Source organism: Nocardiopsis sp. SBT366, assembly GCF_001083815.1.
Lineage (GTDB): Bacteria > Actinomycetota > Actinomycetes > Streptosporangiales > Streptosporangiaceae > Nocardiopsis > Nocardiopsis prasina.
In genome coordinates this window covers 1-17,776 of sequence record NZ_LAVM01000104.1, presented here as the reverse complement: position 1 = coordinate 17,776, position 17,776 = coordinate 1, and the positions used below count along the sequence as shown (strand labels likewise).

The following is a 17,776-nucleotide window of genomic DNA, read 5'->3' as shown; positions in this document are numbered from 1 at the left end:
TCCCCGCGCCGGTCCCGGTCAGCGCGGGCCCGGGTCCTCCCCGCCCTCCTCCCCTTGCTGTTCCTGGCCGTCGGGTGCGTCCCCGGAGGGCCGGCCCCCTTCGGACCCCGTCCCGTCGCGGAGACCTCCGGAGTGGACGAGCCGGAAGGTGTCGACGCCGAGGGGGTGGAGAGCCTCTGTGCCGACATCGAGACGCACATCGACGTCGTGGACACCGCTGCGGAGTCCCTGGAGCAGGACCTGCTGGTCGACGGGGTGCCCTTCCAGGACCAGCACTACACCGACCTGGACCAGCACCTACTCGACGTCGAGGCCCTGGAGGAGCTCCTCTCCCGCGACGGTCCGGTCAGAGAGTTGACCGAGCGGGCCGACGCGGTCCATGCCGTGCTGGTGGAACTCGACTTCGGTGACGAGCCCGGCCTGGCCAAGGCGCTCTCGCGGGTCGCGGACACCCGGGACCCCATCCTGGAGTTCTGTGCGGTCTGACGTCGCCGGTCAGGCGCGGTGCTCCCCGACCCACAGGGCCAGTGCGGTGCGGTCGCGCAGGTCCAGTTTGCGCAGGATGCTCGTGACGTGGTTCTTGGCCGTGCCCTCGGTGATGAACAGGGTGCGGGCGATCTCCCGGTTGGTGGCGCCCGTGCCCACCACGCGCGCCACCTCCCACTCGCGCTCCGACAGCGCCGACGGCCGCACGGGGGAGGGCACCGGTGCCGGGGGAGCGGTCAGGGCGGCCACCAGGTGGTCCGCGGCCGGGCCGCCCAGGACGGTCTCGCCCCGCGCGGCTTGGCGGATCGCCAGCACCAGCTCCTCGGGAGGGACGTCCTTGAGCAGATAGCCCCGGGCGCCCGCGCGCAGCCCGCCGAAGACGAGTTCGTCGTCGTCGAACGTGGTCAGGATGACCGCGGGCACGCCCGGATGCTCCGCGCGCATCCGAGTGATGAGTTCGATCCCGTCCATGCGCGGCATACGGGCGTCCACCAGGGCGACGTCCGGCGGCGGCGCCGAGGCCAGGAACTCCAGTGCCTCGACCCCGTCGGACGCGTCGCCGACGACCTCGACGCCGTCCTCGATCTCCAGCAGTTTGCGCAGGCCCTGCCGGAGCAGGATCTGGTCGTCCACGATCAGCACCGAGACCGGCCTCACCCGGCACCCCCGGCCATGACCGGGGCGGTGCTCTCGGCCCGGGACTCGGCGGGAACGGTCACCAGGAGCCGGAACCCGCCACCCGGCGGCTTCTCGGTGTCCATGGATCCGGCCACGGAGGCCACCCGCTCGCGCAGGCCGCGCAGGCCGAACCCGCCTCGGGCCGCGCCCTCCTCGGCGCCGGTGCCGTTGTCGGTCACCGACACGCACGCGCCCTCCGCCGATCCGCCCACCTCCACCTCGACCCGGTCTCCACCGGAGTGACGCATCGCGTTGGTCAGCCCCTCTTGGAGCGCCCGGTAACAGACCAGCTCTGCCTCCTGGGACAGACGAGGCCAGGCCCCGGCATCGGTGAAGACGATGCGCGCACCGCCGCCGTCGAAGGACTCGGCCATCGCCCGCATGGCCGTCGTGCCCGCGTGCCCCTCCAGCTGGAGCGGGCGCAGGGCGCGCACCCAGCGGCGGGTGTCGGTGAGGGCGTCCCGGGCCAGTTCCCGGGCCTGCTCCACCTCCGCCCAGGCCGCCTCGGGGCGGGCGGTGCGAAAGCGCGACGCGTTCGAGAGCGTCATGGCCAGGGCGGTCAGGTAGTGCCCGGTGCTGTCGTGCATCTCCCTCGACATCCGCGCCCGCTCCTCGGAGACGGTCAGCTCACGCACGCGCTCCGCGTGGCGGCCCAGTTCCGCGTGGGCCTCCTCCAGTTCGGCCAGCAGCTCCCGGGTCCGTTCGGCCCGCTGGGAGGCCACGAGCAGGGCGACGTACACCAGGCCCGAGGCCAGCACCAGGACCAGGGAGCTGCCGGTCGTCACGAGGCCGATCAGCAGCGGGTCGCCGGGGACCAACAGGACCAGCAGGAGGTTCACCCCGCCGAGGAAGGCCGCGTAGCCGCAGGCTCCGGCGATCCCGAACACGGCGATCGCGTTCATGGTGGCCAGACACACCAGGACCAGCACGGTGTAGTTGTTGGAGGCCAGCGAGAACACGGACACGGCCAGGAACAGGACGCTGGCCGCCCGGTGTCCCCACCAGGCCGAGGGCGACCAGGCCAGCAGCGGCCACAGCGCGCAGGAGACCACCAGACACACGATGATCACCAGGATCACCACGTCGACCAGCGGGTCGCCGGAAGGAAACAACTCCGGGGCGACGAGGAACACGAACCCGTAGGTGAGTCCGGTGGAGACCACGGCAGCCCAGAACAGCAGGTTCAGGACCCGGGGAGGGCGGTCCGCGCGGAGCGCCACCCAGGAGGAGAGGTCGGGCAGGGAATCGTTCTTCCGCATTCTTCGAGAGTAGCCGCGGGGCCGTTCACGAGAATGCGCGAAGGGTCATGGACAAGGGCACGTTCGGACCATGACCTCCGGCATGTACCTCCCCTGGCCAGGCACATGACCTGTGCGTGCCCCCGGGTCGATGCGCCCGCCGCGCGGAATTCCTAGCGTTTCTCCCATCGAGAAAGAGCGTGAATCGAAGGGTGGGAGTCGGATGGCGGCGAACTCGTCGGAAACCGTTGTCGGAAGTGGAGCTGTTCCCGTTCCGTGGGTCGGAGCGGTCCTTGCCTCGCTCATGGCGCTGGTCGCCGTGGGGGTGACGGTGACCCTGTGGCCGGAGATTCCGGAGGTGGTCCCCAGCGGGAAGGTCGGGCTCGACGGGGAGCCCACGATGACCCCCCGCTGGCTGTTCACCACGGTAGTGCCGGGGACCATCCTGCTGCTGGTCACGGCACTGACCGTCGGCGCTCGCCTGGGAGCCGGTTTCCAACGTGCGCTCCGGCTGCCGGTCTGGTCCGGGCGTTCGCTGGGCAGGCTGCTGGACCTGCACCTGGCCGTGCTGGCCGCGTTCCTGCTGGCCGTCCACGTGGTCATGCTGCACTCGGAGTCCGGGCGTGAGCTGCCGATGTCCACCGACCAGCTGATGGCCCTCCTCCTGGCCGTCTTCCTGATGGCCCTCGGCCTGCTGGTTTTGGTGGTGCGCGCCCGTGAGGGACACGACACCCCCGCCGTCCGATGGTGGAACCGGGCGCGCTGGTCCGTGGGCGGGGGTGTCGTGGCGGTCGGGGTTCTCACGGGGGCCGTCGGCCTCCTTCCGGAGCCCCGGTGGGCGGCCCTCACGGGGGTGCTGCTGATGCCCGTGATCCTGCTGGGATGCGCGGTGCCCTTCGTCGGGGACCAGTCCTGGCGTAACGGGCCAGACGGCCCGAGCGTGGAATGATCCAAGAAGTACGACCTAGACCTCGGTGGCGTTGACCACGATTCCGTCGTGGTCGCTGTAGAGCCACTCTCCCGGGACGAACGTGACGTCCCCGAAGGTCACCGGTACGTCCTGGCGTCCGGCGGCGTCCTTGAGGGACTTGCGGGGGTTGGAGCCCAGGGCCTTCACCCCGAGCGCCAGCCCGCCCAGGGCGACGGTGTCGCGGACGGCGCCGTTGACGACCACCCCGGCCCAGCCGTTGCGCACGGCGGCCTCGGCGATCATGTCGCCCATCAGGGCGCTGCGCAGGGAGCCGTTGCCGTCCACCACCAGGACGGCGCCCTCGCCGGGGGTGTTGAGGATCTGCTTGACCAGGCCGTTGTCCTCGTGGCAGCGGACGGTGCGGACCGGTCCGGAGAACACCCGGTGCCCCCCGTACTGCCGGAACTGCGTGGAGCAGCTGCGCAGGGTGTCGCCGTGGTCGTCGATCAGGTCCGCCGTGGTGAAGTCCGTTGCCATGCCAGCTCCGGTCCGTGAGTGAGCGAGTGGACGGGACCCAAGTTACTTCTCGGTAGAACGCGGGGTCGCGGCCGGGGCCGCGTGTCACTTCGACGGGGGCTGACCATGTGTCTTTCTTCGTTGTTCGGCTTCCCGGGACTCAGGGGGGTCGAGCGGATGACAGGATAAGGACCTTCCCTTCATTCGCTCGTGGGAGTCCCGTCACCGGGACGTCGCCCCGTCTTCCCCCTGCCGTCAGGGCGACTCTCCTCCCCGTACCACCCCTGGAGAGAGATGGTCTCCGACATCTTCGACGTCAGCGCCGCCTGGTCACGATCCGTGATCGAGTTCGCGGACGGACTCGACCCCTGGATGCAGACGGCCGCGGAATGGGGCACCGACCTCTTCCTCGGTGTGTTCGCGATCCTCTTCCTCATGGCCTGGTGGCGAGCCCGCTCCGTCAGCTCGCGCCTGGTCGGCCTCGCGCTCTTCGCCCCGGTCGCCACCGTCATCGCCTACGCGGTCAGCAGGACCATCAAGTCGTTCTTCGAACAGCTGCGCCCCTGCCAGGCCATGACGGACCTGAACACCATCGCCACGTGCGACCCCATCGGTGACTGGTCCTTCCCGAGCAACCACGCCGCCATCGCCGGTGCCGCGGCCGCCGCAGTGATCGTCGCCTGGCGCCGGTTCGCCGTCGTCGCCGCGGTCTTCGCCGTCCTGGAGGCCTTCTCCCGGGTCTTCGTCGGCGCCCACTACCCCCACGACGTCACCGTGGGCCTGCTCGTCGGTGCCATCGTGGCCACCCTGGTCTCGCTGCTGGCCGCCCGCCCGATGACCGCGGTCGTCGACAAACTGGCCGAGAACGACCGCCTGCGCCCCCTGGTGCGCGCCCAGGGCTCGGAGCACGGCCCCGAGGCCGAGCGCATCGGCCAGGACTCCCACAGCAACGTCTGAGCCAACCTCCCCCTCCACGCGTGCCCCGTCCTCCCCCCGGCGGGGCACGCGTGCGTTGCGGGGCGGGAGGTTTGCGGGCCGAGGTACGTGGCATGCTTCTCCTGTGTGGTTTCTCCGTAGGACCTGGGGTCAAGCCACCGTCAAACGAGGGGGTCGTGGCCAATGCTGCTGAGTTTTCGCGTGGAGAATCACAAGTCCATCCGCGAGGAACAGCAACTGCTCCTCACGCCGGTCTACGACGACGCTCGCCCGGAGAGTGCTGACTGGGAGGCCACGACCGTCGCGGGGATCTTCGGAGCCAACGCTTCGGGAAAGTCCAACCTGCTCGACGCCCTGGTCTTCATGCGGGACACCGTGCGGTGGTCCATGAACCGCGGTGAGCCCGGTGGTGGTATCGCTCGGGTGCCCTTCGCCCTCGACACGGAGTCGGGGAAGGAGCCCTCGGTCTTCGTGGTCGACCTCAAACTCTCCGGAGTACGCCACACCTACGGCTTCGCCATCGACGACCAGCGCGTGACCGAGGAGTGGCTGTACGTCTACCCGAAAGGCCGGAAGAGAGTCCTCTTCGAGCGTGACGGGGACGAGTTCGCGTTCGGTGACAGCACCCCGGCGAAACTCCGGCAGGTCGGGGACATCACCGGTCCCAACATCCTCTTCCTGACCGTCGCCGCCCGTGCCTCCAGCGAGGACGTCGAGCCGATCTACCGGTGGTTCTCCGATGGCCTCACCTTCGCGGAGGAGCGCAGCTCAGGCCCCCCCACGTGGTTGGGCGAGCCAGAGGTTTCCGAAAGCCAGATGGTCCTTCTCAGTGAACTCCTGAGGTCCGCTGGAACCGGGGTGCAGACTGTGGAGCTTGAGGAGCCAAAGAGCCATTTTGGAGATGGCGGGTATCTCAACACCGTGCGGGGAGACATTCACTCGTCCCATGTAGTGCAAGGGTCCCGAATCGTGTACCACATCCAGAAGAAAACGGGAGAACTCCTGGGCACGTCCCGACTGCTGTTCCACCACGCAGACGGGAAAGGTGCGCGCCCCCTGGCCTGGGGCGAGGAGTCCAAGGGCACCCGGACTCTCACCGCGCTTGGATACGAGGCACAGCGCGTTCTCGAGACCGGCGGAGTCCTACTCGTCGACGAGATCGACGCCAGCCTGCACCCCTACCTGTCCGCCAAAGTCATCGCGCTGTTCCAGGACGAGGTGCACAACCCCCACGGGGCGCAGCTGATCTTCACCAGCCACGACGCGGCTCTGCTCGGACGCGTACGAGGCGAGGAAGTGCTCAGACGCGACCACATCTGGTTCGTGGACAAGGACGGTCAGGGCCGAAGCACCCTCTACCCGCTGAGCGATTTCAAGCCCCGGGGGGACGACAACCGGGCCCGCCGCTACCTCGTCGGTCGCTACGGAGCCGTCCCCGACATCGACGACGAGCTGTTCCGCGCGGCACTGAGCCACCGTGCGACAACTCCCGAGACGGAGGGTGTGTCCGGGTGAGCAAGCGTGCCAAAAGGGAGCGTGAGACCTCTCTCAGGCGCCGCGGCCCCCGTCGTGAGGAACAGAGTGTCTACCTGATCGTCTGCGAGGGAGAGACCGAGAAGGGCTACTTCGACTCCATGCGCGGGCACACCGGGGTTCGGATCCACACCGTGCACGTCCGGCAGGCGAAGCACCCGCAGAGGGAATGGGTTCTCCGCACGGCCCGAGGCGCCGGACACGAGCAATACACCGACGTATGGGCGGTTTTCGACACCGACGGGGACGACGTCACCGTGCTCTGCGACCAGGCGCGGAGGAACGGCATCGAGACGGCCTGCTCCACGCCGACCTTCGAGACCTGGCTGATCCTTCACCTCGCCGATCACCGTGCGGCGCTCGGCTCCGGGGCCAAGGCCGAGAAGGTACTGCAAGCCCATTTCCCCGCGTGGCGCAAGGGCCGGACCCGGTTCGAGGACTTCGAGCACGGATTCCGGGACGCCCTCGAACGAGCCGAACTCCTGACCCCGGGATCGGATCCCAGTACCGGCGTCCACCGCCTGGTACGCGTGATCCTGCGCGACTGACCCCCCTCCACGCGTGCCCCGTCCTCCCCGGCGGGGCACGCGTGCGTTGCGGGGCGGGTCACGGTCGCGGGGGAGAACACAGCTGACACACTGGTGAGGTGGGTACTCAACAGACTTCAGCAGAGCTCTTCCAGCGGGCGTCCGCCGTGGTTCCCGGCGGCGTGAACTCGCCCGTGCGCGCCTTCGGGGCGGTCGGCGGCACCCCGCCGTTCTTCGTCAAGGGTGAAGGCCCCTACCTCACGGACTCCGACGGTCGCCAGTACGTCGACCTCGTCTGCTCGTGGGGGCCGCTCGTCCTCGGGCACGCCGCCCCCAGCGTCGTGGAGGCCCTCCACGGCGCCGTCGCGGCCGGAACCTCCTACGGCGCCCCGACCCCCGGTGAGGTCGAGCTGGCCGAGCTGATCGTCGAGCGCACCCCCGTCGAGAAGGTCCGCCTGGTCAACTCCGGGACCGAGGCCACCATGTCCGCGATCCGCCTCGCGCGCGGGTTCACCGGGCGCAGCAAGATCGTCAAGTTCGCGGGCAACTACCACGGCCACGTCGACGCCCTCCTGGCCGCCGCCGGTTCGGGCCTGGCCACCTTCGCCCTGCCGGACTCCCCGGGCGTCACCGGGGCCAGCGCCGCCGACACCCTGGTGCTGCCCTACAACGACGTCGAGGCCGTGGAGCGCGTCTTCGCCGAGCACGGTCACGAGATCGCCTGCGTGATCGCCGAGGCCTGTCCCGCCAACATGGGTGTCGTCCCGCCCAGGGCCGGGTTCAACGCCCGCCTCAAGGAGATCGCGCACGCCCACGGCGCCCTGCTGGTCCTCGACGAGGTCCTCACCGGCTTCCGGGTCAGTGCCTCCGGCTGGTTCGGTCTGGAGGGCGTGGCCCCCGACCTCATGACGTTCGGCAAGGTCATGGGCGGTGGCCTTCCCGCCGCGGCGTTCGGCGGCCGCGCCGAGATCATGGACCGCCTCGCCCCGAACGGACCCGTGTACCAGGCGGGCACACTCTCCGGGAACCCGCTGGCCACGGCCGCTGGACTGGCCACCCTGCGCGGTGCGACCCCCGAGGTCTACGCGCACATCGACCGGGTCTCCGCCCAGGTGGAGAGCGAGATCTCCAAGGCGCTCAGCGCGGAGGGCGTCACCCACCGCATCCAGGGCGGCGGCAACCTGTTCACGGTCTTCTTCACCGACCGCGAGGTCACGGACTTCGACAGCGCCCGCACGACGGACACCAGCGTGTTCGCCGCGTTCTTCCACTCCATGCTCGAACAGGGCGTCTACCTGCCGCCCGCCGCCTTCGAAGCGTGGTTCTTCTCCTCCGCGCACGACGAGGCCGCCGTCGACAGGGTGGTCGAGGCCCTGCCCGCGGCCGCCCGGGCCGCGGCACAGGCCCAGTCCCAGGGCTGACCCGACCCGCTCCCCGGAAGGAAGTACCTCCACGATGACCACCACCACCGTCGTCCACCTGCTCCGGCACGGAGAGGTGTACAACCCCGAGAAGGTCCTGTACGGCAGACTCCCCGACTACCACCTGAGTGACCGGGGACAGCGGATGGCGGAGATGGCCTCCGACTGGTTCGAGGGCCACGACATCGCCGCCCTGTACTCGTCGCCGCTGGACCGCACCCAGGAGACCTCCGTCCCCCTCCAGAAGGCGTTCGACCTTCCGGTGACCCTGGACGATCGTTTGGTCGAGGCGGCCAACAAGTTCGAGGGGATGTCGCTGTCCTCCAAGTCGGCGCGCGACCCCCAGGTGCTCAAGCGCTTGTACAACCCCTTCCGGCCCTCGTGGGGCGAGCCCTACCAGGACATCGTCAACCGCATGGTCGAGGTCATCAAGGTCGTCCGTCGGGCCGCCTGGGGGCGCGAGGCCGTGTGTGTCAGCCACCAGCTGCCGATCTGGATGGCCCGTCGCGCGGCCGAGGGCAGGCGCCTGTGGCACCGACCCGACCTGCGGGAATGTAACCTCGCCAGTGTCACGTCGCTGACCTTCGCGGATCAGCGACTGGCCAGTGTCAGCTATGCCGAACCGGCCGCCGTGCTCTACGGTGACGGTCCGTCCGTCCCGGGGGCGTGATCCGCCCGGGTTGCCCTTAGCGGTAAGCTGGGCCCACGGGTGCGGTAGACGTGTGTACAAGTGACCGTCGTCCTCCCCGGGGCCCGCCCCGGTCGCACCGGCCACCCGCGCTCAGCGCGCGTGTGCCCGGGCGAGCCCAGCAACCGCATCCGAGCCAGCAGGTGTTCGTCACCAGTGGTTCGGCATGTCCGTACTCACTCGTCAGCGAGAAGGTGATCCCATGGGTTCCGTCATCAAGAAGCGCCGCAAGCGGATGGCGAAGAAGAAGCACCGCAAGCTGCTCAAGCGCACGCGTGTGGCGCGTCGCAACAAGAAGTAGGAGCTTTCGCGACGTAGGTTGTCTCTCCGCGGGCGCGGGCGGGCCGCTGGCACGCCCCGGACGCGGAGACACTTCACTTCCCTTGCCCGGCGTCAGCCGGGGCAACGGAATTTTCCGGGTGCACCACTGTTGTGAATCACAGGTCACCTTCACCGGGTCGCCTCCGTCGGGGTGAGCGGTACGTGGCCCATCCGGACCACCGCCGTCTCCTTCCAAGGAACGTGTCTCCATGGCTCGTGTCGTACTCGTCACCGGGGTCTCCAGCCCCCTCGCGGCCGGGGTCGCCCAGACCCTGAGCCAGGGGCCCGGTGTGCACCGGGTGATCGGGGCCGACTCCGCCCCTTCACCGAGAGGCACCACCGGGGTCGAGTACCAGCACGTCGACCTGCACGACGGCAGCCTGGACCGCATCGTCGCCGAGTCCGGCGCCGATCTGGTCCTGCACCTGGGCCTGGACACCACGAACGACCCCAACCGGGAGGACAACCTCCTGGGCACCATGCGGGTCCTTGGTGCCGCCCAGCGCTCCTCCACCGTCCGTCGGCTGGTGGTGCGCTCCAGCGCCACCCTCGACGCCGACGACGCGGCCGAGGTCGAACGCCACACGCGCGGCCTCCAGCGCCGCCGCCCGGACCTGTCCGTGGCCGTCCTGAGGTTCGCGAACCTCATCGGTCCCTCCGTGGACACCCCGCTCACCCGTTACATGGACTCCTGTGTCGTGCCCACCGTGATGGGCCGCGACCCGCGCGTGCAGTTCCTGCACGAGGACGACGGGGCCGAGGCGCTCGTGCGCATGGCGCTCAGCGAGCGGACCGGGTTCTTCGACGTCTCCGGGGCCGACGCGGTCCCGCTCTCCCACTGCCTTCGCCGTATCGGCGGTCGGCGCCTCCCGGTGCCCGCACGCGGCCTCAGAGTGCTGCGCGGAGTGGCCAGGCACGGACGGATCGACTACGCCAGCTCCAGCGGCGCCCGCGCGGTGCGTGAGGGACTGAGCGCTTCGGCGCTGGACCCCGCGCCGCTCAGCCGCGCCCTGGACTGGGCACCGTCCTACAGCTCCGTCGAGGCCTTCGAGTCCTACGCGCACAGCCGGGGCGGCTCGCCTCGGGGCTCCGGGCTCCGTCCGGTGCACGTCCTGGCCCTGGCCCGCGCGACCCTGGGCCGGTAGTCACCGCCCCGTCGGGCCTCAGCAGTCGCGCATCTCGTCCGCCCAGGCGCGCAGTCCGGCGGCGAACCCCTGTCTGTCCCGTTCCGGCAGGCGTTCCATCGCGCGCCGCAGAGGCGCCGCCCGCGCCGCCGCCAGTGACTCCACAGAGGGCCGGTAGTCGTCGGCCAGGCTCAGCAGAGTGCGTCTGCGGTTGTCCGGATCCTCCTCCGCCACCACGAGTCCGGCGCGTCTGAGGTCTCCGGCCAGCTCACTGGTGGTCGGCAGGGACACCGCCATCCGCCTGGCCAGTTCGCTCACGCCGATCGACGGCACCACCGCCAGTTGCCCGAGCACTCCGCCGTGGCGCGCGGTCAGTCCGTGCAGGGAGAACACCTCCGCGATGTCGGCGGGCATGTCCACCCGCGCTCGGCGGAAGTAGACCTCCAACTGCGGAACGACGCCCAGCTCCGCCAGGAGTGCGCGGTCCCGTTCGTCCGGGGACTCCGGTGCCCTGTCTTCAGTCATGTCTACGATCATATGATTTGTCTTCCCGAACTGTTGGGGAAGGCAAAGCTTCGGGGATAGAGTCGTTCGTACGGACGGTGAGGGGGCCTCCACGCCCCGCGACGGAGGAGGCGCACGCCATGCCCAGGAACAGCCCGGAGTCGGACCGGACCGGTTTCCTCGAACCCCACCCGTACGGCTACGTGTACGTGGGCGCACGGGTGGCCCCGCCCGCACGGGGCCCCTTCGTGTGGCGCGACGAGGAGAGGGAACGCACCCTGGCGAGGTTCCGGGTGCTGGCCGACGAACTGGAGGAGCTGCCCTCGGTGGTCGCGACCACGGTGTACGAGGCGGTGCTCATGCCGCCGCTGGAGGGCGGCCCCGGCTACGACGTCGTCCTGCTCGTCGCCGTGACCTCACCCGACGACGTGGCGGACGTGCTGGACTCCGACGCCTATCGCCAACTCGACGGCGAGCTCCTGATGACCGCCCGCAACACGCGGCGCATCGGTGAGACCGGCGACGACCCCTCGGCCACGTACCTGCTCAACCACTTCACCGCCCCCGACCCCGAACGCGCGGTCGAGGTGTGGGAGGAGCTGGCCCACTGGTACGTCGACAGGGTGGGGGTGGACAACTCCACGCTGCTCCAGCCCCTGGACGAGGCGCCCTACACGCTCGTGAACCACGTGCGCCTGCCCGGCGGTCCGGTGCGCTTCCTGGTCGCCCAGATCACCAGGCCGAGCTTCTTCGGGAGGATCCGCGACGCCCTGCGAGAGGAGCGCATGCGGGCTCTGCCCGTGTTCTATCGGCGACGGTGACGGTCGCGGGTGCCGTGGGCGCGTGCGGGTCCCACCGGCGAACCGCGCGTGGTCCCGGGGCCGGGCCCGCTCCTGGAGTGCTCGGAGCAGGTCCTGGAGTGCTCAGCGCAGGCTGAGGGCTCTGCGGTGTCTGACGGCACGCACGGCCACGGCTCCGGCCACAGCGCCCGCCACAGCGGCGGGCAGGGCCACCTTCAGGGCTGCCCGGTGTCTGCGGAAGTCGTGCACCGGCCATTCGTGGGTGCGCGCGTAGCGGCGAAGGTCCCCGTCCGGGTTGACCGCGTGCGGGTCGCCGACCAACGACAGCAGGGGCAGGTCGTTCGAGGAGTCGCTGTAGGCCGAACAGGCCGACAGGTCCCACCCTTCCCTCCGCGCCAGCGCGCGCACCGCCACGGCCTTGGCCGGACCGTGCATGAGGTCGCCGTTGAGCCGCCCCGTGTACACACCGTCGACGCACTCCGCCTCGGTGCCCAGCGCGCCGGTCAGCCCCAGGCGGCGGCGGATGATCTGTGCCAGCTCCACCGGGGTCGCGGTGACCAGCCACACCGGTCGGCCCGCGTCCAGGTGCTCCTGCACGAGTGCCCGGGTGCCCTCCCAGATGCGGTCGGCCATGGTGTCGTCGTAGATCTCCTCGCACAGCGCGACCAGGTCGTCGACGCCGTGTCCGGCGACGAAGGCCAGGGCGGCCTCGCGCGCGGCGTTGATGTGCTCCGGCTGCTCGCTGCCGGTCACCCGGAACACCGTCTGTCCCCACGCGAACCGCATCAGGTCCCTGGTGGTGAACAGGTCCCGGGAGGCCAGTCCGCGGGCGAAGTGGTAGATCGACGCGCCTCGCATGAGCGTGTTGTCCACGTCGAAGAAAGCGGCTCCGGGGCCGACCGGTTTCGGGGAAACGGCGTCGTGTGACACGGTTCTCTCCTGGCTGTGGTGGGGGAGGCAGCCCTCCGGATGTCCGGGGTGGCGCTTCCCCGCGTACTGCGAGCTTATGACCACCCACGGGTGCCATGCCGCGACAGGGCGAGAGCGCCAAACCTGGTGATGAAGATCACAGTGTCAAACACGGTTTCGGCCTCCACTCTGCGGGATCTTCCCGGTCGGCTTCCCGCTAATAGTGCACGCGGTGCACATCCACCCTTTGCGGTGCAGCATCATGGTCGGGATGGTCACGGTAGGACTGACATTCATCAGCGCGTTGGTGGGCTGGAGCGCCACCGCCGCGCTGACCGCGTATGCCCAACGCCGTCCCAGTGTCTCCGCGATCGCATGGCTGATCGCGTCCCTGGCGGTCACCGTCGGCCTCAGCGCCGCGGTCATCGGGGTGCTCTTCGACTTCGGGCAGCTCACCTTCCGACTGCTGCACATCGGCGTCAGCCTCCTGGGTCCGCTCTACGCGGCCTGGGGCGCCATGGAGTTCGCGGTCCGTTCACCCAACGGTCTCTTCACCACGCGCCTCTTCGTCACCGCCCTGACCATCGTTCCCCTGGTGGTGCTCAGCGTCGACCGCATCAGCGGCCGGTTCGACGCGGCCTTCCCCCCGCTGGGAGACCACTACGACCTCATCCCTCGCTCGCTCACCAACGGAGTGCAGGGCTTCGTCGCCGTCCTCCTCGTCATCGCGATCGTCGCCGTCGTGCGGCGCGGGACCCGCGGCCCCGGGCGGACCGACCTGGCGGTGCTGGGTCTGGTCGCGCTCTCCGTGCTCCTCGCCGTCGTGGTCGGACGCCTGGGGCTGGGCGCCCTCGGCCCGCTGCTGGTCCTCGGCGCGGTCTCCTCCCTCTGGGGCGCCGGGGCGCTGGCCGCCAAGCCGCGCCGCGACCCCTATGACGACGGGTACGACGACTACTTCGACGACGAGTACGACGACGAAGACGAACTCGACGACGAGCCCCAGGAGGAGCCCGTGCGCCGCAAGCGACGCAACGCCGAGAACTACGACGACCTCTACGAGGGCGCGCCCGCCGCGGCGCCCAGCAAGGTCCGCGGCGTCATCACCATCTACACGCTCGCCGACGGCGAAGGCGGCGGGTTCGACCAGCTCGCCAACGCCGTCGTGGCCGAGGTCTCCAAGCGCGAGCCGGACACCCTGCTGTTCGCCTCGCACACCGTGCCCAGCGCTCCCCTCCAGCGGATCGTCTACGCGATCTACCGCGACGAGCTGGCCCAGGAGGAGCACGAGCAGCAGCCGCACGTCATGGAGTTCACACGCCGCCTCTCCGGGCACGTGGTGGCCACCAACGTGATCGAGCTCTCCCTCTCCGGCGCGGCTGCCACGGACGGCCTCGCCGCCATGCTGATGCCCCGCTGACCAGGCACTTCGTGCCCCAGGAAGTCCCTCCGGCGTTGGTCGGAGGGACGCCGTACCGCCCGTGACCACGCCCCCGGCGCAACCAATTCCGGGCGCCCCGCGTCTCATCCCGGGTGAAGTACCCTTCCCTACAGGTTTTTCATGACCGGCGCCCGTCGGGTGCCGATGGCGTGTGACCGAGACCGGCCGGATGACCCAGCCGAGAGCCGCGCCGGAGCGAAAGAAAGTTGCTGGGAGCCCCGATGCGCAAGTTCCTTGTCGTCTTCCTGATCCTTCTCGCCGCCCTCGTAGTGGTGGCTGACGTGGGAGCGCGTTCGTTCGCGCAGAACACCCTGGCCGAGCGCCTGGCACAGCAGATGGAGATGTCCGACGAACCGGACGTGTCCATCGAGGGCTGGGCCTTCCTGCCCCAGGTGGTCAGCGGTACCTACACCGAGGTCAACATCCAGGCCGACAGCGCCACGATGGGCGGTGTGACGGTCGAGCAGATCGAGGCCACCGCCTCCGACGTCGACGCGCCGCTGAGCGACCTCATGGACCAGCCCACCGTGACCGCCGGCCAGGTGGACGGTTCCTTCGTGGTGCCCTACGCCTACTTCAACCCGTACCTGCCCGAGGGCATGACCATCACGACCGAGAACGGTGAGCCCCGCATCAACGGCGAGCTGGCCGTCCCCGAGATGGGCCGGAGCGTCTCGGTCTCCAGCGGTGGCGAGTTCTCCGTCGACGGGGACACCCTGTACGTGACCCCGGTCGGCATCGAGGTGGCGGACGTCCCCGTCAACGTCGACGCCATGGTCTCGAACATGCTGACCTTCAGCGCCCAGGTGCCCGAGCTGCCCTTCGGCCTGACCGCCAGGGACATGGAGGCCACCTCGAACGGCCTCAGGATCACCGGTACGGGCAGCGACGTCCCGCTGATGGGCTCCGAGGCCGTCTGATGGCCTCGGTGGTGGAGACGCTCGGCCCCGACCTGCTCGGTGCCGAGCTGGGCGCGCGGGCCACGCTCGTGCAGTTCTCCAGCGCCTTCTGCCAGCCCTGCCGCGCCACCCGCCGTGTCCTGGAGGACGTGGCGGGCATGGTCGAGGGGGTGGCGCACGTGGAGGTCGACGCCGAGTCCCGGCTTGACCTCGTGCGTCGGCTGGAGGTCCAGGGGACCCCGACGGTGTTCGTGCTCGACGCGGACGGCCGGGTGGTTCGAAGGGCCGGAGGCCAGCCCCGCAAGGCCGACGTGATCGCCGCCCTCGGCGAGGCCGTGCGCTGACGACGTCCGACAATCCGGCGATTCCACGGCCCCCGTCCCACATGCTGGGACGGTCGTCCTGTGATCCAGGACACCCGTGACAAGATCGCCGTGCGGGCTGTAGCGTCTAGGACGTGACTTCCTTGACGAGCGCGTATCTGACGAAGCGACGAGCGGTGGACTTCTGCCGCGTCGCTGCCGCGCTCTGTCCGTGTCCCTAGGGCGGACGGGCCACTTCCGAGCCCCCGCTCGCTCCGTGCGACCGGCACCCCCTTTCGAGCACACGTGGAGACGACGGCCTTCGTCCGTCGTCACTCCCGGACCCCGACGAACCCGCGGCGGATCTCTCCTCCGTCGTTCTCCGTCGGCGACCCCGAGGACACCCTGGACCGTGCCCGGAACGACTCGCCACCGCCGCCGCGACCGCCCTTTCCCACGCGTAACGCCTCTCCTCTCCCTCCCCACCTCCGGAAGACCCGGGGGTCGTCAGGGAAGGGAAGGCCGCCTGAGACCCCTGTTCCGGGCACCGCGCGCCCGGAACGCGACGCACCGACCGCACACGCGACACACAGAAAGCACAGGAGGTTCCTCATGAGCCGCTCCGACGTCCTCGTGGACGCCGAATGGGTGGAGGCTCACCTGGACGACGCCAACGTCGTTCTGGTCGAGGTGGACGAGGACACGTCCGCCTACGACAAGGGCCACATCCCCGGCGCCGTCAAGATCGACTGGAAGACGGACCTCCAGGACCCGGTCCGCCGCGACTTCGTGGACCGCACCGGCTTCGAGAAGCTGCTGTCCGCCAAGGGCATCGGCAACGACGACCAGGTCATCCTGTACGGCGGCAACAACAACTGGTTCGCTGCCTACGCCTACTGGTACTTCAAGCTCTACGGCCACGACAACGTCCGCCTGCTCGACGGCGGCCGCAAGAAGTGGGAGCTCGACTCCCGCGAGCTCGTGGAGGAGGTCCCGGAGCGGGCCGCCACCGACTACCAGGCCAAGGAGCAGGACTCCTCGATCCGCGCCTTCCGTGACGAGGTCGTCGAGGCCATCGGCACCAAGGACCTGGTCGACGTCCGCTCGCCCGACGAGTTCACGGGCAAGCTGCTGGCCCCCGCGCACCTGCCGCAGGAGACCTCGCAGCGTCCGGGCCACATCCCGACCGCGCGCAACATCCCGTGGGCCAAGACGGCCAACGAGGACGGCACCTTCAAGACCGCCGAAGAGCTGCGCGAGCTCTACACCGATGCCGGGGTGGACCTCGACAAGGACATCATCGCCTACTGCCGTATCGGCGAGCGCTCCTCGCACACCTGGTTCGCCCTGCACGAGATCGTCGGGCTGGAGAACGTCAAGAACTACGACGGCTCGTGGACCGAGTACGGCTCCCTCGTGGGCGTTCCGGTCGAGCTCGGAGAGGCTGAGGCCAAGTGAGTGACAGCTGCGGAGCACCCGAGGGAGGCGTGGCCCTGGCCGACGTCGACGCGGGCAACCAGGCGGTCATCCAGGGCACGGTGACCCGTGACGGCCAGCCCCTGCGCGGCGCCTACGCGCGTCTGCTGAACTCCTCCGACGACTTTGTCGGGGAGGTCGCCACCGGGGACGAGGGCACCTTCCGCTTCTTCGCCGCCGACGGCGAGTGGAAGCTGCGGGTCCTGGCCTCCCAGGGCTTCACCGGGGAGTTCCGGGTGACGGCCGAGGTCGGCAAGGTCATCGACGTTCAGGTCGAGGCCTGACACCAGTACCACCCGCGCGCGGCGCCGGTGCCGGACGAATCGCTCCGTCCGACACCGGCGCCGCGCCGTTTCGTGTGTCCTCAGCGCTCGCGGGGCGCCGCTTGCTGCGGAGGCTCGCCGACGGGACCGTCGTACTGCGAGGCCAGGTCCCGGTTCGTCTCCAGCGCCCGCTCCGCCCGGTCGAGCACGCTCCGGCGGTAGAGGGGCGCGGTCGTGGCGAGGGTGAACAGGACGAGCCCCAACCACAGGATGTGAGGGGCGTGCCCGGAGTACGCCTGGCCGACCGCGAAGAGGCCGATCCCCATCGCGGCCAGGCTCGCGCCCGTGACCTGCCAGGGGTTCTCGAACTGCCGCACACGGTGCTCGGCCACCCTCACCGTGAGGTGGGCCAGTTCGGGGTCGGGGGCGGTCGCTCCGTCGCGCAGGTAGGGGCGGACCCGGCTCGTCTCCGCGCTCCCAGGGGCACTGAGCCACCGGGCCCGTTCGCTCCAGCCGTACCGCCCCCGCCGCCGGTTCCAGAGCACGGCCAGGATCAGGTGGACCAGACCGGCGGTCTGGAGTAGGAGCGCGATCGGCTGCAGGACGAAGGACGGAGAACTGGGGGTCGGACATGGGGGACTCCTCGTCATCCGGACCCGCGCGCCCGGGAGCACCTGGGCGGGGCGTGTGACGAAGAGGCGCGTGGTGAAGAGACCGTTGGGTGAACGGACCGCGAACTCCATGGCGCCCCAGGCCGCGTAGAGCGGACCCAGGAGGCTGACGCCGATGTGCAGCAGTCGGAAGGTG

22 protein-coding genes are annotated in these 17,776 nt (G+C 69.9%); 16 read left to right on the top strand and 6 right to left on the bottom strand.

Annotated elements, in window-relative coordinates; genetic code table 11:
* Positions 1-486, top strand: a 486-nt coding sequence (locus ADX84_RS22845) for a hypothetical protein (RefSeq protein WP_369801136.1), incomplete at its 5' end; no start/stop codon positions are given.
* A 9-nt stretch (positions 487-495) separates the two neighbouring features.
* On the opposite strand, the gene ADX84_RS22840 is transcribed toward ADX84_RS22845, so the two are convergent.
* Positions 496-1,143 carry a response regulator transcription factor gene (locus ADX84_RS22840; RefSeq protein ID WP_049578977.1) on the bottom strand — a complete coding sequence of 216 codons (648 nt, stop codon included), beginning with the start codon at positions 1,141-1,143 and terminating at the stop codon, positions 496-498.
* The gene (locus ADX84_RS22835) at positions 1,140-2,423 is read right to left on the bottom strand and encodes a sensor histidine kinase (RefSeq protein ID WP_049578975.1); all 1,284 of its coding nucleotides are present in this window, start codon (positions 2,421-2,423) and stop codon (positions 1,140-1,142) included. The genes ADX84_RS22840 and ADX84_RS22835 overlap by 4 nt, the downstream gene beginning before the upstream one ends.
* Positions 2,424-2,706: 283 nt before the next feature.
* On the opposite strand from ADX84_RS22835, the gene ADX84_RS22830 reads away from it, so the two are divergent.
* Complete coding sequence (locus ADX84_RS22830) at positions 2,707-3,351, top strand: hypothetical protein (RefSeq protein WP_082206724.1); 645 nt, start codon at positions 2,707-2,709, stop codon at positions 3,349-3,351.
* A gap of 15 nt (positions 3,352-3,366) precedes the next feature.
* Here ADX84_RS22830 and rraA read toward each other — a convergent pair whose 3' ends face one another.
* Positions 3,367-3,849, bottom strand: coding sequence for a ribonuclease E activity regulator RraA (gene rraA, locus ADX84_RS22825; RefSeq protein ID WP_049578969.1), 483 nt, complete (start codon positions 3,847-3,849; stop codon positions 3,367-3,369).
* Between the two features lie 273 nt (positions 3,850-4,122).
* Here rraA and ADX84_RS22820 point away from each other — a divergent pair, with 273 nt between their 5' ends.
* The 7 genes from ADX84_RS22820 (at position 4,123) to ADX84_RS22795 (ending at position 10,399) form a co-directional block, all read left to right on the top strand.
* Positions 4,123-4,785 carry a phosphatase PAP2 family protein gene (locus ADX84_RS22820; RefSeq protein ID WP_049578967.1) on the top strand — a complete coding sequence of 221 codons (663 nt, stop codon included), beginning with the start codon at positions 4,123-4,125 and terminating at the stop codon, positions 4,783-4,785.
* Between the two features lie 162 nt (positions 4,786-4,947).
* The gene (locus ADX84_RS22815) at positions 4,948-6,279 is read left to right on the top strand and encodes an ATP-binding protein (RefSeq protein ID WP_049578964.1); all 1,332 of its coding nucleotides are present in this window, start codon (positions 4,948-4,950) and stop codon (positions 6,277-6,279) included.
* Entirely contained in the window at positions 6,276-6,845 is a 570-nt protein-coding gene (locus ADX84_RS22810) for an RloB family protein (protein WP_049578962.1), read from the top strand. The genes ADX84_RS22815 and ADX84_RS22810 overlap by 4 nt, the downstream gene beginning before the upstream one ends.
* Before the next feature lie 98 nt (positions 6,846-6,943).
* On the top strand, positions 6,944-8,245 hold the full coding sequence (gene hemL / locus ADX84_RS22805) for a glutamate-1-semialdehyde 2,1-aminomutase (protein ID WP_082206722.1): 1,302 nt from the start codon (positions 6,944-6,946) through the stop codon (positions 8,243-8,245).
* 34 nt (positions 8,246-8,279) lie between these two features.
* Positions 8,280-8,915: a histidine phosphatase family protein gene (locus ADX84_RS22800; protein WP_049578957.1), complete on the top strand. Its 636-nt coding sequence runs from the start codon at positions 8,280-8,282 to the stop codon at positions 8,913-8,915.
* Positions 8,916-9,135: 220 nt separating this feature from the next.
* Positions 9,136-9,234, top strand: coding sequence for a 30S ribosomal protein bS22 (locus ADX84_RS25800; protein WP_013155353.1), 99 nt, complete (start codon positions 9,136-9,138; stop codon positions 9,232-9,234).
* Positions 9,235-9,463: 229 nt separating this feature from the next.
* Positions 9,464-10,399: an NAD-dependent epimerase/dehydratase family protein gene (locus ADX84_RS22795; protein WP_049578955.1), complete on the top strand. Its 936-nt coding sequence runs from the start codon at positions 9,464-9,466 to the stop codon at positions 10,397-10,399.
* An 18-nt stretch (positions 10,400-10,417) separates the two neighbouring features.
* Here ADX84_RS22795 and ADX84_RS22790 read toward each other — a convergent pair whose 3' ends face one another.
* A complete protein-coding gene (locus ADX84_RS22790; RefSeq protein WP_049578980.1) occupies positions 10,418-10,903 on the bottom strand; it encodes a MarR family winged helix-turn-helix transcriptional regulator in 486 nt (161 codons plus the stop codon).
* 119 nt (positions 10,904-11,022) lie between these two features.
* Here ADX84_RS22790 and ADX84_RS22785 point away from each other — a divergent pair, with 119 nt between their 5' ends.
* Positions 11,023-11,703, top strand: coding sequence for a hypothetical protein (locus tag ADX84_RS22785; protein WP_049578953.1), 681 nt, complete (start codon positions 11,023-11,025; stop codon positions 11,701-11,703).
* Positions 11,704-11,805: 102 nt separating this feature from the next.
* On the opposite strand, the gene ADX84_RS22780 is transcribed toward ADX84_RS22785, so the two are convergent.
* Positions 11,806-12,612, bottom strand: a complete 807-nt coding sequence (locus ADX84_RS22780) for an HAD family phosphatase (RefSeq protein WP_049578951.1) — start codon at positions 12,610-12,612, stop codon at positions 11,806-11,808.
* A gap of 241 nt (positions 12,613-12,853) precedes the next feature.
* On the opposite strand from ADX84_RS22780, the gene ADX84_RS22775 reads away from it, so the two are divergent.
* The 6 genes from ADX84_RS22775 to ADX84_RS22755 all read left to right on the top strand — a co-directional run bounded on the left by ADX84_RS22775 (position 12,854) and on the right by ADX84_RS22755 (position 16,990).
* A complete protein-coding gene (locus ADX84_RS22775; protein ID WP_049578949.1) occupies positions 12,854-14,008 on the top strand; it encodes a putative quinol monooxygenase in 1,155 nt (384 codons plus the stop codon).
* Positions 14,009-14,250: 242 nt separating this feature from the next.
* Positions 14,251-14,949, top strand: a complete 699-nt coding sequence (locus ADX84_RS22770) for a DUF2993 domain-containing protein (RefSeq protein WP_049578947.1) — start codon at positions 14,251-14,253, stop codon at positions 14,947-14,949.
* Positions 14,949-15,272: a thioredoxin family protein gene (locus tag ADX84_RS22765; protein WP_049578945.1), complete on the top strand. Its 324-nt coding sequence runs from the start codon at positions 14,949-14,951 to the stop codon at positions 15,270-15,272. Before ADX84_RS22770 ends, ADX84_RS22765 begins: the two co-directional genes overlap by 1 nt.
* 113 nt (positions 15,273-15,385) lie before the next feature.
* Positions 15,386-15,472, top strand: a complete 87-nt coding sequence (locus tag ADX84_RS27135) for a putative leader peptide (protein ID WP_355267795.1) — start codon at positions 15,386-15,388, stop codon at positions 15,470-15,472.
* A gap of 370 nt (positions 15,473-15,842) precedes the next feature.
* Positions 15,843-16,688, top strand: a complete 846-nt coding sequence (locus ADX84_RS22760; protein ID WP_049578941.1) for a sulfurtransferase — start codon at positions 15,843-15,845, stop codon at positions 16,686-16,688.
* Positions 16,685-16,990, top strand: a complete 306-nt coding sequence (locus tag ADX84_RS22755) for a DUF1416 domain-containing protein (protein ID WP_026129190.1) — start codon at positions 16,685-16,687, stop codon at positions 16,988-16,990. Before ADX84_RS22760 ends, ADX84_RS22755 begins: the two co-directional genes overlap by 4 nt.
* 80 nt (positions 16,991-17,070) lie before the next feature.
* Here the strand turns inward: ADX84_RS22755 and ADX84_RS26450 are convergent.
* The coding region (locus tag ADX84_RS26450) for a hypothetical protein (RefSeq protein ID WP_049578939.1) at positions 17,071-17,776 on the bottom strand (706 nt) is incomplete at its 5' end.

Excerpts from the sequence above, each read along its gene's own strand:
- ADX84_RS22775 (WP_049578949.1), top strand. The coding sequence starts at position 12,854 with ATGGTCGGGATGGTCACGGTAGGACTGACATTCATCAGCGCGTTGGTG.
- ADX84_RS25800 (WP_013155353.1), top strand. The coding sequence starts at position 9,136 with ATGGGTTCCGTCATCAAGAAGCGCCGCAAGCGGATGGCGAAGAAGAAG.
- ADX84_RS22800 (WP_049578957.1), top strand. The coding sequence starts at position 8,280 with ATGACCACCACCACCGTCGTCCACCTGCTCCGGCACGGAGAGGTGTAC.
- rraA (WP_049578969.1), bottom strand. The coding sequence starts at position 3,849 with ATGGCAACGGACTTCACCACGGCGGACCTGATCGACGACCACGGCGAC.
- ADX84_RS22815 (WP_049578964.1), top strand. The coding sequence starts at position 4,948 with ATGCTGCTGAGTTTTCGCGTGGAGAATCACAAGTCCATCCGCGAGGAA.
- ADX84_RS22760 (WP_049578941.1), top strand. The coding sequence starts at position 15,843 with ATGAGCCGCTCCGACGTCCTCGTGGACGCCGAATGGGTGGAGGCTCAC.
- ADX84_RS22770 (WP_049578947.1), top strand. The coding sequence starts at position 14,251 with ATGCGCAAGTTCCTTGTCGTCTTCCTGATCCTTCTCGCCGCCCTCGTA.
- ADX84_RS22835 (WP_049578975.1), bottom strand. The coding sequence starts at position 2,423 with ATGCGGAAGAACGATTCCCTGCCCGACCTCTCCTCCTGGGTGGCGCTC.
- ADX84_RS22765 (WP_049578945.1), top strand. The coding sequence starts at position 14,949 with ATGGCCTCGGTGGTGGAGACGCTCGGCCCCGACCTGCTCGGTGCCGAG.
- ADX84_RS22820 (WP_049578967.1), top strand. The coding sequence starts at position 4,123 with ATGGTCTCCGACATCTTCGACGTCAGCGCCGCCTGGTCACGATCCGTG.
- ADX84_RS22790 (WP_049578980.1), bottom strand. The coding sequence starts at position 10,903 with ATGACTGAAGACAGGGCACCGGAGTCCCCGGACGAACGGGACCGCGCA.
- ADX84_RS22785 (WP_049578953.1), top strand. The coding sequence starts at position 11,023 with ATGCCCAGGAACAGCCCGGAGTCGGACCGGACCGGTTTCCTCGAACCC.
- ADX84_RS22795 (WP_049578955.1), top strand. The coding sequence starts at position 9,464 with ATGGCTCGTGTCGTACTCGTCACCGGGGTCTCCAGCCCCCTCGCGGCC.
- ADX84_RS22830 (WP_082206724.1), top strand. The coding sequence starts at position 2,707 with ATGGCGCTGGTCGCCGTGGGGGTGACGGTGACCCTGTGGCCGGAGATT.